Below are 12,788 nucleotides of genomic sequence, written 5' to 3' on the forward strand. Positions count from 1 at the left end.
AACCCTCGTCGATCAGGGTTGCGGCCACACACATGGCGCCTGCTCCGACAATCCGGCACAATTCGCTCATCGTTGTCTGCCCATTGTTGTTATGAATGTCGCGGCCACTGGCCTCGGCAGGAGCGCTCCACCATGTCCCTGATCATCACTGACGACTGCATCAACTGCGACGTCTGCGAACCTGAATGCCCCAACGGCGCCATCTCCCAAGGGGAAGAGATCTATGTGATCGACCCCAACCTGTGCACCGAGTGCGTCGGCCACTACGACGAACCCCAGTGCCAACAAGTCTGCCCGGTTGACTGCATCCCGCTCGACGAGAACCACGTCGAGAGCAAGGATGAGTTGATGGAGAAGTACCTGATCATCACCGGCAAGGCCTGACCCATGCGCCGCCTGATCCGCGGCCTTGCTCCCTGGCGCGCGCTCGCCGGCGCGCTGGCTCTGCTCCTCGCCCTTGGCTTGCAAGCCGCCGAGCAGCCTGGCCGGGCCGCCATCGCCAGCGCCCACCCCGCTGCCACCGTGGCCGGCCTGGAAACCCTGGCGATGGGTGGCAATGCCTTCGATGCGGCGGTGGCCATCAGTGCCGCCCTGGCGGTGGTTGAACCCTACAGCTCAGGCCTCGGCGGCGGTGGCTTCTTCCTCCTGCGCGAAGCGGGTGAAAAGCCAACCTACCGCTTTATTGATGCGCGTGAGCGGGCGCCACTGGCCGCCCATGCCGACCTGTACCGGCGCGATGGCCAGGTGCAGGCGGATCTGTCCCTGAATGGCCCGCTGGCCGCGGCGATCCCCGGCCTGCCCGCCGCGCTGGTGGAGCTGGCGCAACGTTTCGGCCGCCTGCCCTTGAAAGACAGCCTGACACCCGCCATTCGCCTGGCACGTGACGGCGTGGCGATCGACCGGGTCTACCGTGAGCGAGCCCGCTGGCGTCTGGCCGCACTGCGCGACGACCCCGAAAGCGCACGGCTGTTTCTCGACCAGGGCGACATCCCCGAGGAGTACAGCCTGCTGCGCCAACCGGAGTTGGCCGTCACCCTGCAACACTTGGCCCGTGAGGGTCATGCCGGCTTCTACGCCGGGGAGGTCGCCGAACAACTGGTCAGTGGCGTGCGCAAGGCAGGAGGTATCTGGTCCCTGCGCGACCTCAGCGAATACCGCACCGTCGAACGCCAACCCCTGCGCATCGGCCTGGACGAAGGCCGCGAGCTGATCAGCGCGCCACCGCCCTCGGCCGGCGGTCTGGCCATCGCGCAAAGCCTGCTGATGCTGCAACGCCTGCCCTGGCGTCAGGCCGAGCCGGTGCAGCGCACCCATTTCGTGGTCGAGTCGCTACGCCGCGCCTATCGTGATCGTGGCCTGCTGGGCGATCCCGATTTCGTGGCCAATCCGACGGCGCAGCTGCTTGAGCCCGACTACTTGAAGCGCCTGGCACTCACTATCGACCCGCAAAAGGCCACTCCCAGCGTCAACCTGCCTCCCGCTGGCAGCTGGAAAGAAGGCAATCACACCACGCATTTCTCGGTGCTCGACGCCGCCGGTAATGCGGTAGCCGCCACCCTGTCGATCAACCTGCCATTCGGCGCGGCCTTTACCGTGCCCGGCACCGGGGTGCTGCTCAACGATGAAATGGACGATTTCGCCGCCGACGTGCAGGGCGCCAACGCCTACGGCCTGACCGGCAGTCATGCCAACGCCATCGCCGCCGGCAAGCGCCCGCTGTCGAGTATGAGCCCGACCTTTATCGAAAGCCCCGGCGAGTTCGCCAGCTTCGGCACCCCCGGCGGCAGCCGCATCCCGAGCATGGTGCTGCTGGCCATTCTCGAATACCTCGACGGCCAGCCCATCGCGCGCTGGCCCAGCGTCCCCCGCTATCATCACCAGTACCTGCCGGATCAGATCCAGCACGAACCGGATACCTTCACCCCAGCGCAAATCGCCGACCTGCAAGCCCGCGGCCACCAACTCAAGGCCCTCGACCGTCACTACGGTAACCAGCAGGTGCTGTTCTGGGACAAGCAGAGTAGGCGGGTCGAGGCAGCCAGCGACCCACGCGGCATCGGCACCAGCGCGACGCTTCCCGAATCAGCCCACGGGTCTGCCGATTGACCGCCGCGCCGTAGAAGCACCGAACCTAAGACCCACAACCAGTTTTCAGCGACAAAAAAACCGGCTCAGGGCCGGCTTTTTTGTTCGACGATAGCTCAGTCGCGGTTATAGCCACTGGTCGTGCAGCCCAGGCAGCGCACGAACGCGGCTTTGCCTGGCTCAACCACCAGAGACTGGGCAGCCTCTTTGACGTTCCCGCCCAAGGCGCTGAACGGCAGGCTGACGACGAAAGCCACGGCACCCAACGCAGTGGCGCCAATCAGCAGCGGGCGGGCGATAATCAGATCGCCGATCATGGCGTAACCCTTGGGTGCGTTAGCGGTGTAGAGCGGGTCGCCACTGGTGTTCTGCTGCGCCATTTCCGCCTGTGCCGGCAGCGCCAGCAGGCCAGTGGTCAGCGCCAGGACAACAGCGGTTGAGCGAAACAGTTTCATGGGGCGATCCTTCAGCTATTCGAAGTCGGTGGCAGTAACTATAACAGCGCACCGGCAATTGTCAGCGTGACGGCCGTCAATCGTTATAAAAGATGCACTGCAGTCTTTTGCAGTGGCTATTGGATAACAGAACCAGGATTTATAGCTGATCGCGACGAGTCACTACTCACGCGCACAGCGAACGCCGCCGTAGCATGCATTCAGGCCCGCGATAGCTTCAGCGTTGGCAGCGTGGGCAGAAGACGCTGGCACGCTGACCCAGCTTGACCTCGCGCAAGCTGCTGCCACAGTTCTTGCAGAACTCGCCACCGCGGCCGTAGACGAACAGCTCCTGTTGAAAATAGCCGGGCTGGCCGTCGCCGCCGACGAAGTCGCGCAGGGTGGTGCCGCCACGCTCGATGGCATGGGCGAGGATGCGCTTGATCGCCTCCGTCAGCTTCAGATAGCGCGCCCGTGAAATCGTCCCGGCCTCGCGGCGCGGGTCGATTCCGGCAGCGAACAGCGCCTCGGTCGCGTAGATATTACCGACCCCAACCACCACCGCGTTGTCCATGATGAACGGCTTGACCGCCATGCTCCGACCGCGTGACAGCTGGTACAGGCGCTCGCCATCGAACAGGTCGGTCAGAGGCTCGGGACCGAGCTTGCTGAGCAGCGCGTGCTGCAGGGGATCGACGCTCCAGAGCAGCGCGCCGAAGCGGCGCGGGTCGGTGTAACGCAGGGCCAGGCCGGACTCCAGTTCGATGTCCACGTGCTCATGCTTGGCCGCCGGCAGACCGCACTCGACCAGGCGCAGGCTGCCGGACATGCCCAGGTGGCTGATCAGGCTGACGGCCTCAGCCTTGATCAACAGGTACTTGGCGCGCCGTTCGACACACTCGATACGCTGGCCGGACAGCCGCACATCCAGGTCTTCCGGAATCGGCCAGCGCAAACGGCGCTCGCGCACGATGACCCGGCTGACCCGTTGGCCTTCGAGATAGGGGGCGATGCCGCGGCGGGTGGTTTCAACTTCTGGCAGTTCGGGCATGGGTCATCAATCGAGCGGAGTAAGCGGAACGGCGGGCAATCACCTTAGCAGGAATGCATGGGCGCGACTCATACAGGCCGTTAGGCGGTTCCCAGCTCACGGATGCTTTCGCGCAGGTTCTCGAAGTCATACTCGGACAGGCCGACGTACTCCAGCACCAGCTGCTCGATGCTCTGCCATTCATGGTCATCGGCCTGATTGCCCAGCACCCGATGGCTCTCGCAGATGTGTTCGGCCATCTTCAGAATGGCCAGCAGGGTCTTCAACGGTGCTTCGCGGCCGGAGTCGTCGCTGAAGATCGACAAGGCGTTGTGATGACTGGCGATGGCCTCGCACAGGTGCAGCGGCAGGTTCCACGACTTGGCGGTGAAGTAGCCGACCACCGCGTGATTGGTGTTGAGCAGACGGTTCTCGGTGTCGACCACGCGGTGCTCGGCACTGGCGCTGTAATAGGCTTCTTCCAGCACCGTCATGTAATCGGGGAAGCGCTTGACCATCAACGGAATGCCACAGTTGTGGAACAAGCCCAGTGTGTAGGCCTCGTCCGGCGCCTGGTGGCCAATGCGCTTGGCCAGGGTCAGGCAGGTCATGGCCACATCCTGTGCACTGTCCCAGAAGCGGCTGAGGGTGACGATTGCCTCATCGCTCAACTCGCCCTTGATCGACTGCGCATTGATCAGGTTGATCACCGTGTCGCAGCCCAGCAGGTTGACTGCCTGCTGAATCGAGACGATACGGTTGGCCAAGCCATAGAACGGCGAGTTGACGAGCTTGAGCAGCGCGCCGGACAGGCCCGGGTCCTGGCTGATCAGCTTGGCGATGGTGCGCAGGTCCGGGCTGGGCATGACCTGCTCCATCTGCAGGTCGACCATTATTTGCGGCTGTGGCGGAACGCTGATGCCTTGCAGGACTTTTTGAATCTGTTCGGCGCTGAGTTCTTGGGCCATGCCTGCGACTACATAGAGGGCTAAAGTGGGCCACAGTGTAGCCACTCTCTTGGCGCCTGTGCAGCCGTCGGCGGCAAGTCCCGTACGGGCCGCCGCCTGCGCTATAATCCCGGCCCTTTTCCGGAGAGCGCCCCCATGTCCCTGCCCAGCCTGCGCCTGAAAGCCAACGCCGATCGACGCCTGCGCGCCGGTCACCTGTGGGTCTACAGCAATGAAATCGATGTCGCCGCCACGCCGCTGAACGGCTTTGCCGCCGGTGACCAGGCGATTCTCGAGGCCGCTGGCGGCAAACCGCTGGGCGTCGTCGCCATGAGCCCGAACAACCTGATCTGCGCCCGCCTGCTGTCGCGCGACGTCAAACACGTGCTCGACAAGTCCCTGCTGGTGCACCGCATCAACGTCGCCCTGAGCCTGCGCGAGCGCCTGTTCGACCAGCCCTGCTACCGCCTGGTGTATGGCGACTCCGACCTGTTGCCGGGCCTGGTGGTCGACCGTTTCTTCGACATTCTGGTGGTGCAGTTGGCGTCGGCGACCATGGAGCGAAACAAGGACGAGGTGCTCGCCGCGCTGATCCAGGTGTGCAAGCCGAGCGGCATCCTGCTCAAGAACGACTCCGCCGCGCGCGACGCCGAAGGCCTGGAGCGCTACGTGACCACCGCCTTCGGCGTGGTGCCGGAGTGGGTGGCTCTGGAAGAGAACGGGGTGAAGTTCGAGGCGCCGGTAATCGAGGGCCAGAAGACCGGCTGGTTCTATGATCACCGCATGAACCGCGCGCGCCTTGCGCCCTACGTCAAAGGCAAGCGCGTGCTCGACCTGTTCAGCTACATCGGTGGCTGGGGCGTGCAGGCTGCGGCCTTCGGCGCCACTGAAGTGATGTGCGTCGATGCCTCCGGTTTCGCCCTGGACGGTGTGGAGCGCAACGCTACCCTGAACGGTGTGGCCGAGCAGGTCGTGTGTGTGGAAGGCGACGTGTTCGCCGCGCTGAAAGAGCTGAAATCCGCCGAGGAGCGCTTCGACGTGGTGATCGTCGATCCACCCGCCTTCATCAAGCGCAAGAAGGACATGAAGAACGGCGAAGCCGCCTACCGCCGCCTCAACGAACAGGCCATGCGCCTGCTCAACAAGGACGGCATCCTGGTCAGCGCCTCCTGCTCCATGCACCTGCCGGAAGACGACCTGCAGAACATCCTGCTGACCAGCGCCCGCCACCTGGATCGCAACATCCAGCTGCTCGAGCGCGGTGCCCAGGGCCCCGATCATCCGATCCACCCGGCGATCGCCGAGACCCGTTATATCAAGAGCCTGACCTGCCGCCTGCTGCCCAACAGCTGACAGGCCCCATCAACTCAGTGCAGTATCTGCGTCAGAAAGGCCTGCGCCCGCGGGCTTTTCGGCGCATTGAAGAAGGTCTCGGGCGGGCTGTCCTCGACGATCCGTCCACCGTCGAGGAACAGCACACGCTGCGCCACCTGCCGGGCGAAACCCATCTCGTGGGTGACGCAGAGCATGGTCATGCCGCTGTCAGCCAGCTTGACCAAGACATCCAGCACCTCGCTGACCATCTCCGGGTCGAGCGCCGAGGTCGGCTCATCGAACAGCATGATCCGCGGTTGCATGCACAGCGCCCGGGCGATGGCCACCCGCTGCTGCTGGCCGCCTGAGAGCTGGCTGGGGTATTTGTCCGCCTGGTTTTCGATGCCCACCTTGGCCAGGTAGTGCCGCGCCCGCTCCTCGGCGGCCTTGCGGCTCAGGCCGTGCACACTGGTCGGCGCCAGGCTGCAGTTGTCCAACACGCTCATGTGCGGGAACAGGTTGAAATGCTGGAAGACCATGCCGATCTCCCGGCGTACCTTGACCGCCTGGGTGGTGACCTTGGACAAATCGCAGCCTTCGACCAGGATGCGCCCCTGCTCGGCGATTTCCAGCCGGTTGATGCAACGGATCAAGGTCGACTTGCCCGAACCCGAGGGCCCGCACAGCACGATGCGCTCGCCCGGCTGCACGCTGAGGTCGATATCGTGCAGCACCTGAAAAGCCCCGTACCACTTGCTCATGCCCTGAATCTCAACGGCCGGCCGACTGCGGGGCACAGCCTGGGCCAAGCCTGGGGTGGGCGCCAGTGCGCCGGTCTGACTGCTAGTCGAAAGCATGCGAGTTCTCTCCCATCGCGGCCCGTTGAGCGCCGCCCTCCCGGACGGGAGGGCGGCGATCGGCGGGCGCTTATTGTTGTGGTGTTCGGTTTAACAACCCGTGAAAAACTACTGCGCTCGGCTATGCGGCGTTGAAATAGGCCTCAAAATGCTCATTTACACCACGTAAACTGTGCTTTTTCGGCCCATTTCGCCTTGCCTAACCTTCGCTCGCTACATTTTCCAACGGCCTGTTTAAGAGAAGCGGGCGGCGCTGAAAGCGGCCGGGTCGGTAAGGGGCTGTTCGCCGGTCATCATCTCGGCCAGCAAGCGGCCACTGACCGGCCCCAGGGTCAGGCCGTGGTGGGCATGACCGAAGTTGAACCAGAGCCCGGGATGGTTAGGCGCCGGCCCTATGACCGGCAGCATGTCCGGCAGGCAGGGGCGCTTGCCCAGCCAGGGTTGCGGGTCGAGGCGCTCGCCCAGGGGAAACACCTGGCGGGCCAGTGCTTCGGCGCGGCGCAACTGAATCTCGTTGATCGGCGCATCGGCGGCGGCGAACTCGATGCCGGTGGTCAGGCGAATGCCCTGGTCCATGGGCGCCAGGACGTAACCGCCCTGGGTGTCGCACAGCGAATGCTTGAGTTCGCGATTGGCCGCGTAGTGCATGTGATAACCGCGCTTGACCGCCAGGGGCAGCCGATACCCCAAGGGATTCAACACCTCGTTGGACTCCGGGCCCAGGGCGACCACCACCTCGCGCGCGCTCAGCAGACCTTGTGCGGTCATCAGCTGCCAAGCGCCGGCCTCACTGCGCAGCGAGCGCGCGTCGCCCCTGAGCACACGCCCGCCGCGCAGGCTGAACAGAGCCGCGTAGCCTTTGGTCAGGTTGCCCGGATCGGTGACCGTCTTCGGGTCCAGCCAGTGCACGCCGCCGCACACGGCAGGCGATAGATTGGCTTCACGGGCATGCAGCTGCGCGGCGTCCAGCAGCTCGAAATGCAGGCCATAGGCGCTCATGGCCTGCGCCTCCTGCTGCGCACGGCGCAAGGCGCGCGGGCAGCGGAAGATCTCGATCCAGCCATTGGCGCGAATCAGATGCTCGAGCCCGGCCTGCTCGACCAACGCGTCATGCTCCAGCACGCAGCGCTCGATCAACGGGCGCAGGGCGTGGGTCGCCGCGGCCAACGGCTTGGGCGCCGAGTGCCGCCAGAAACTCAGCAACCAGGGCGCAATCCTGGGTAAATGGCAGGGGCTGTAACGCACGTCCGACTCACGGTTCAGCCCATAACGCAGCAGGCGCAGAAACTCGCGGGGAAAGGCGTAGGGCACCACGCTGGAACGCTCAATCAAGCCGGCATTGCCGTAACTGGTGCCCTCGCCGGGGTCCTTGAGGTCAACCAGCGTCACCTGGCGACCGCGCGCCTGCAGGTGGAGGGCGGTACACACGCCGACGATGCCGGCGCCCAGAACGATAGTGTCGCAGTTCATGCGGAGGTCCTTGGATCACGCGCACCTGTCAGGGCGCGACTGTTAGCGAAAGTGGTCCGACTCAGGTATCAAGATGCCGGCCCAGGCGCATCTCGATGCGCCGCAGCAGTCGCCGGATGACCTCGACGATCAGCAGGTACAACAGCGCGGCCCAGAGGTAGAGCTGGAAGTCGAAGGTGCGCGAGAAGGCCAGCTTGGTGATGCCCATCAGGTCATAGATGGTCACCAGGGAGGCTATCGCACTGGCCTTGACCATCAGGATCAGCTCATTGCCCAACGGACCTACGGCCAGCAGCATCGATTGCGGCAGTATTACCTTGAAGAAGGTGGTACGCCGGCTCAGCCCCAGTGCCGCAGCGGCTTCGTGCTGGCCGCGGGCGACGGCCTGCAGGCTGCCCCGCAGGATCTCCGCCTGGTAGGCCGCGGTATTCAGGGTGAAAGCCAGCAGCGAGCAATACCAGGCATCGCGGAAGAACCACCACAGTCCCAGGTCCTGCCACAGCTCGCGAAACGAGCCCAGGCCGTAATAGAGCATGAACAACTGCGCCAGCAACGGCGAGCCGCGGAAGAAGTAGATATAGGCCCCGGTCGCCCCCCGCAGCATCGAGTTGCGCGACAGGCGCCCGAGCGCCAGCAGCAGCCCGAGCAGCAGCCCCAGGCTGAAGGAGATCGCCACCAGCTTGGCGGTCACCAGCAAGCCGTCGAGCATGCGCGCGCCGTAGCGCTCGAACAGCTCCGGATCGAAGAACAGCTGCAGCAGTTCCGTTGCGCTCATGACTGCGCACCCCTGTGTCCGAGGCTGTAGCGCTTCTCAGCGAAGCTGAACACCCGGCCGGACAGCGCCGAGAAGAACAGGTACAGCAGGCAGGCGGCGAAATAGAACAACATCGGCTCCTTGGTGGCACTCACCGCCAGGTTGGTCTGGCGCATCAGGTCGACCAGCGAGATGGTCGAAACCAACGAGGTGTCCTTGAGCAGGGTCAGCCAGTTGTTCGATAACCCCGGCAGGGCAACCCGCACCAGCTGCGGCAGTATCACCTTGCGGAAAGTCTGCCAGCGCGACAGGCCCAACACGCTGGCCGCCTCATACTGGCCCTTGCCCAGAGTCTTGAAGGCCGCGAGCCAAACCTGGCTGGAAAACGCGGCGAACACCAGGCCGAAGGCGATCACCGCGGCGAAGAAGGCATTGATGGTGACTTCAGTGCTGTAGCCCCAATAGGCCAGCAGCTTCTGTACCCCGATCTGGCAGCCGTAGTAGACGATCAACAGGGTCAGCAGCTCCGGCAGGCCGCGAAACACCGTGGAGAACAGGGTGGCCAGCGTGCGCGGCAGGCGCTTCTTCGAGCGCGCCGCCACCGCCACGGCCAGGCCCAGCGGCAGCCCCAGGGGCAGACAGCACAGCGCCAGGGATATAGTCACCAGCGCGCCGGCCAGCAGGGTCAGGCCCCAGCCACCGTCGCCAAAGCCGAGTAGAAAGAAGACTTCCGGCATCGTCGTAACCTCTGAGTGTCCTGCGCCAGACGACCCACGCCGAGCCTGGAGCGGCTCGCCTAGCCGCGGCCGCCATGGGCCGCAGACGGGCGAGCAGCTCCGGGTTCAGGCAAGCGCCTGGCAGCAGCGCTCAATCAATAGATGTCGAAGGGGAAGTACTGGCTGACGATCTGCGCATAGGTGCCGTTGGCGCGAATCTCGGCCAGGGCCTTGTTCAGCTGCTCACGCAGCGCCTGATCGTCCTTACGCACGGCGATGGCCACATCGTCGTCACTGCCCTGAATATCGCCGAGCAGCTTGCAGCAGTCCTTGCCGCTCTTGGCCAACCAGTCGAGCAGCGGAAACTTGTCATTGACCACCGCATCCAGGCGGCCGTTGGCCAGGTCGCTGTTGGCGTCGTCCTGGGTCGGATAGAGTTTGACCTCGGCACCGGCCGCGCCATAGATGTCCTCGGCGTAGATGCTCTGGGTCGAGGAGGACTGGGCGCCGACTATCTTGCCGTCCAGCGCCGCCGGCGTGGTATCGGCCAACGTGGAGTCACTCGGCACCGCCACGGCCAGACGGGTACGGTAGTAGCGATCGGTGAAGCCGATCTGCTTCTGGCGCTCCTCGGTCACCACCATGGACGCCACCACAGCGTCGTATTTCTTGGCCATCAGGGCCGGGATGATGCCGTCCCAATCCTGCGCGACCAGGGTGCACTCCACCTGCATTTGGCTGCACAGCGCCTTGGCGATATCCACATCGAAGCCATGCAGCTCATTGTTCGAGTCGACATAATTGAACGGCGGATAGGCCCCCTCGGTAGCGATACGCAGCGGCTCCGCCTGTGCGGCACCCATGCCGCCCAACGCCAGCATGCACGCAGTTGCTAAACCCATGACTCGATTCATGCTTCACCTCTATTTGTTGTTATGGCTTTTCTTGCTGAATCCCGGCGACGTGGTGTAGCCGACAAACTCGTTGTGCAGCGCGGCGGTGGCGTCCAGACGTGCTTCGACCTCGGGTCCCAGGTTGCGAAACACCTCGTTGACCAGCAGGTGGACCAACGACAGCATCGCCGCCGTCGACTCCCAGAACAGATTCATCTCGGTGGGCACGCGGAACACCTCATCGGCATGGGCGTCCGCCCACTCGCAATAAGGGTCGGTCACCAGTGTCACCGCGATGCCCGCCTCGCGCGCCTTGCGGCACAGCATCTGGGCGTGCTGCGAATAGCGACGGGCCTCGAATACCAGCAGCGCGGCCTGCCCCGGCTGACTGAGCAGCACTTCGCCGAAGTGCCCGGACGCGCCATCGACCAACTGCACCCCGTCGCGCAGGTACTGCAACAGGTGCACGGCCGACACGGCGATGCCACGCTCGGTCTGAAAGCCGGCGACAAACACCCGCGGCGAGCTGGCCAGGCGTTGCGCCACGGCTTGCCACTGGGGGCTGCGACTATGCTCGTAGACTTGCACCAGCGAGGCGATTTCCAGTTCGAGACTGCGCGAGGCGCTCTGCGAGTCCTGGCCGCTGTGTCGATGGAACTCCTTGAGGCGATCGCCGATCAACCAGGGGCTATCGCCCAAGTCATCCTTCAGGTCATTCTTCAGGGCCTTGAAGTGGCTATAGCCCAGGGAACGGCAGAAGCGGCCGACCGTGGACTCGCTGACGCCGAGCTTGTCGGCGATGGCGGCAGAGGTCTGAAAAGGCAGTTCATGCAGATTGGCCAGCATGTAATTGGCAATCGCACGCCCCGACGCGGCCGAGTGTTCCAGGCTGTTCTCGAGACGCTGCTTGATCGATTGATTCATGAGTGACTCCCCGTTCACATTTAAAATGAATGTTTTCTGTCATTCAGTCAACATTTGACAGATAACTGGCATATCCAGATAGTGATCACCACACCGCATGCGCATCAAACCGCGCCCCAACCCACCGCTCAGAACACCCAGGAGAAGCCTCCCATGACACCCGACGCCCCGATGGAAAGCATCAGCTTCGCCGAACTGAGCGCGCTGCTCGCCGCCATCTTCGAGCACCACGGCACCTCGCCCGAGGTCGCCCGCTGCCTGGCGGAAAACTGCGCCAGCGCGCAGCGCGACGGCTCCGACAGCCACGGCATCTTCCGCATCCCCGGCTACCTGTCGAGCCTGGCCAGCGGCTGGGTGGATGGTCGAGCCGAGCCACAGGTGGAAGACCTGGCGCCAGCCTTCATCAGCGTCGACGCCCGTGGCGGCTTCGCCCAGCCGGCCCTGGCCGCCGCCCGGCCACTGCTGGAAGCAAAGGCCAGAACGGCGGGCATCGCCCTGCTGGCGATCCGCAACTCGCACCACTTCGCCGCGCTCTGGCCAGATGTCGAGCCTTTCGCCCAGCAAGGGCTGGTCGCCCTGTCCTTCGTCAACAGCTTCGCCTGCGTGGTGCCCCACGGCGGCCATAGCGCGCTGTTCGGCACCAACCCGATTGCCTTCGCCGCGCCGCGCGCACAGGGCCAGCCGCTGGTGTTCGACCTGGCCACCAGCGCCATTGCCAACGGCGACGTACAGATCGCCGCCCGCGAGGGCCATCAGTTGCCCGAAGGTTATGGCGTCGACCAGCAGGGTCAGCCGACCCGCGATCCCAAGGCGATTCTCGACGGCGGCGCCTTGCTGCCGTTCGGCGGCTACAAGGGCTCGGCCCTGTCGATGATGGTCGAACTGCTGGCCGCCGCGCTGACCGGCGGACACTTCTCCTTCGAGTTCGACTGGTCGGGCCACCCCGGTGCGCAGACGCCCTGGACCGGGCAACTGCTGATCGTAATCGACCCCAGCCATGGCGCCGGCAACAACTTCGCCGAGCGCTGCGAGCAGCTGATCGGCCGCATGCACACGGCCGGCCAGCTGCGGCAGCCGGGGGACCGCCGCTACCAGCAACGCGCCCAGGCCGAACTGCACGGCATCCAGCTACCGGCGGTCGAGCTGAGCAAGTTGCGTCAACTCGCCGTCGCGGGTACTTGAGGCCATTCGCTCCCTCTCCCCCACCCAGTCACCGGGCGTATTCAGTCCTACGCCCGCGTCTGCACCCGCCAGCCGCCCCCCACCTCACGCAAACCCCAGTCTGAACTACGCTTAATTGCAGTGGCAGCGGCACGATGCAGGGTTTTCACCGGCACACGTACTGCTCGCCTCACTTTTCCGCC

13 protein-coding genes are annotated in these 12,788 nt (G+C 64.6%); 4 read left to right on the forward strand and 9 right to left on the reverse strand.

All coding sequences use genetic code 11. From position 1 onward, the window contains the following. The first annotated feature begins 132 nt into the window (after positions 1–132). Together TMS3_RS01570 and ggt are read left to right on the forward strand one after the other, a co-directional pair. Entirely contained in the window at positions 133–384 is a 252-nt protein-coding gene (locus TMS3_RS01570) for a YfhL family 4Fe-4S dicluster ferredoxin (protein ID WP_025163485.1), read from the forward strand. Between the two features lie 3 nt (positions 385–387). Continuing rightward, positions 388–2,106 carry a gamma-glutamyltransferase gene (gene ggt / locus TMS3_RS01575; RefSeq protein ID WP_025163486.1) on the forward strand — a complete coding sequence of 573 codons (1,719 nt, stop codon included), beginning with the start codon at positions 388–390 and terminating at the stop codon, positions 2,104–2,106. Positions 2,107–2,201: 95 nt separating this feature from the next. Here the strand turns inward: ggt and TMS3_RS01580 are convergent, their stop codons facing one another. The 3 genes from TMS3_RS01580 to TMS3_RS01590 form a co-directional block, all read right to left on the reverse strand. Next, on the reverse strand, positions 2,202–2,540 hold the full coding sequence (locus tag TMS3_RS01580; RefSeq protein WP_025163487.1) for a hypothetical protein: 339 nt from the start codon (positions 2,538–2,540) through the stop codon (positions 2,202–2,204). Positions 2,541–2,757: 217 nt separating this feature from the next. Beyond that, a complete protein-coding gene (gene mutM / locus TMS3_RS01585; protein WP_025163488.1) occupies positions 2,758–3,570 on the reverse strand; it encodes a bifunctional DNA-formamidopyrimidine glycosylase/DNA-(apurinic or apyrimidinic site) lyase in 813 nt (270 codons plus the stop codon). 80 nt (positions 3,571–3,650) lie between these two features. Then, positions 3,651–4,517, reverse strand: a complete 867-nt coding sequence (locus TMS3_RS01590; RefSeq protein WP_025163489.1) for an HDOD domain-containing protein — start codon at positions 4,515–4,517, stop codon at positions 3,651–3,653. A gap of 135 nt (positions 4,518–4,652) precedes the next feature. On the opposite strand from TMS3_RS01590, the gene TMS3_RS01595 reads away from it, so the two are divergent. Then, positions 4,653–5,849, forward strand: coding sequence for a class I SAM-dependent rRNA methyltransferase (locus TMS3_RS01595; protein WP_025163490.1), 1,197 nt, complete (start codon positions 4,653–4,655; stop codon positions 5,847–5,849). A 14-nt stretch (positions 5,850–5,863) separates the two neighbouring features. Here the strand turns inward: TMS3_RS01595 and TMS3_RS01600 are convergent, their stop codons facing one another. From TMS3_RS01600 to TMS3_RS01625, 6 genes are all read right to left on the reverse strand, one after another. Beyond that, entirely contained in the window at positions 5,864–6,571 is a 708-nt protein-coding gene (locus TMS3_RS01600; protein ID WP_235576619.1) for an amino acid ABC transporter ATP-binding protein, read from the reverse strand. 330 nt (positions 6,572–6,901) lie between these two features. Then, positions 6,902–8,137 (reverse strand): NAD(P)/FAD-dependent oxidoreductase, encoded by a 1,236-nt coding sequence (locus tag TMS3_RS01605; RefSeq protein ID WP_025163492.1) that lies wholly within the window; start codon positions 8,135–8,137, stop codon positions 6,902–6,904. A 61-nt stretch (positions 8,138–8,198) separates the two neighbouring features. After that, positions 8,199–8,912 carry an ABC transporter permease gene (locus tag TMS3_RS01610; RefSeq protein ID WP_025163493.1) on the reverse strand — a complete coding sequence of 238 codons (714 nt, stop codon included), beginning with the start codon at positions 8,910–8,912 and terminating at the stop codon, positions 8,199–8,201. Beyond that, positions 8,909–9,628 carry an ABC transporter permease gene (locus tag TMS3_RS01615; RefSeq protein ID WP_025163494.1) on the reverse strand — a complete coding sequence of 240 codons (720 nt, stop codon included), beginning with the start codon at positions 9,626–9,628 and terminating at the stop codon, positions 8,909–8,911. Before TMS3_RS01615 ends, TMS3_RS01610 begins: the two co-directional genes overlap by 4 nt. A 134-nt stretch (positions 9,629–9,762) precedes the next feature. Then, positions 9,763–10,521, reverse strand: coding sequence for an ABC transporter substrate-binding protein (locus TMS3_RS01620; RefSeq protein ID WP_025163495.1), 759 nt, complete (start codon positions 10,519–10,521; stop codon positions 9,763–9,765). A 9-nt stretch (positions 10,522–10,530) separates the two neighbouring features. Then, positions 10,531–11,424, reverse strand: a complete 894-nt coding sequence (locus TMS3_RS01625; RefSeq protein ID WP_025163496.1) for a MurR/RpiR family transcriptional regulator — start codon at positions 11,422–11,424, stop codon at positions 10,531–10,533. Positions 11,425–11,577: 153 nt separating this feature from the next. Between TMS3_RS01625 and TMS3_RS01630 the strand changes: the two genes are divergently transcribed. Continuing rightward, on the forward strand, positions 11,578–12,606 hold the full coding sequence (locus TMS3_RS01630) for an Ldh family oxidoreductase (RefSeq protein WP_025163497.1): 1,029 nt from the start codon (positions 11,578–11,580) through the stop codon (positions 12,604–12,606). The last annotated feature ends 182 nt before the right edge of the window (positions 12,607–12,788 follow it).

The organism is Pseudomonas taeanensis MS-3, assembly GCF_000498575.2.
GTDB lineage: Bacteria > Pseudomonadota > Gammaproteobacteria > Pseudomonadales > Pseudomonadaceae > Aquipseudomonas > Aquipseudomonas taeanensis.

Excerpts from the sequence above, each read along its gene's own strand:
- TMS3_RS01605 (WP_025163492.1), bottom strand. The coding sequence starts at position 8,137 with ATGAACTGCGACACTATCGTTCTGGGCGCCGGCATCGTCGGCGTGTGT.
- TMS3_RS01620 (WP_025163495.1), bottom strand. The coding sequence starts at position 10,521 with ATGAATCGAGTCATGGGTTTAGCAACTGCGTGCATGCTGGCGTTGGGC.
- mutM (WP_025163488.1), bottom strand. The coding sequence starts at position 3,570 with ATGCCCGAACTGCCAGAAGTTGAAACCACCCGCCGCGGCATCGCCCCC.
- TMS3_RS01590 (WP_025163489.1), bottom strand. The coding sequence starts at position 4,517 with ATGGCCCAAGAACTCAGCGCCGAACAGATTCAAAAAGTCCTGCAAGGC.
- TMS3_RS01630 (WP_025163497.1), top strand. The coding sequence starts at position 11,578 with ATGACACCCGACGCCCCGATGGAAAGCATCAGCTTCGCCGAACTGAGC.
- ggt (WP_025163486.1), top strand. The coding sequence starts at position 388 with ATGCGCCGCCTGATCCGCGGCCTTGCTCCCTGGCGCGCGCTCGCCGGC.
- TMS3_RS01570 (WP_025163485.1), top strand. The coding sequence starts at position 133 with ATGTCCCTGATCATCACTGACGACTGCATCAACTGCGACGTCTGCGAA.
- TMS3_RS01600 (WP_235576619.1), bottom strand. The coding sequence starts at position 6,571 with ATGAGCAAGTGGTACGGGGCTTTTCAGGTGCTGCACGATATCGACCTC.
- TMS3_RS01610 (WP_025163493.1), bottom strand. The coding sequence starts at position 8,912 with ATGAGCGCAACGGAACTGCTGCAGCTGTTCTTCGATCCGGAGCTGTTC.
- TMS3_RS01580 (WP_025163487.1), bottom strand. The coding sequence starts at position 2,540 with ATGAAACTGTTTCGCTCAACCGCTGTTGTCCTGGCGCTGACCACTGGC.
- TMS3_RS01625 (WP_025163496.1), bottom strand. The coding sequence starts at position 11,424 with ATGAATCAATCGATCAAGCAGCGTCTCGAGAACAGCCTGGAACACTCG.
- TMS3_RS01595 (WP_025163490.1), top strand. The coding sequence starts at position 4,653 with ATGTCCCTGCCCAGCCTGCGCCTGAAAGCCAACGCCGATCGACGCCTG.
- TMS3_RS01615 (WP_025163494.1), bottom strand. The coding sequence starts at position 9,628 with ATGCCGGAAGTCTTCTTTCTACTCGGCTTTGGCGACGGTGGCTGGGGC.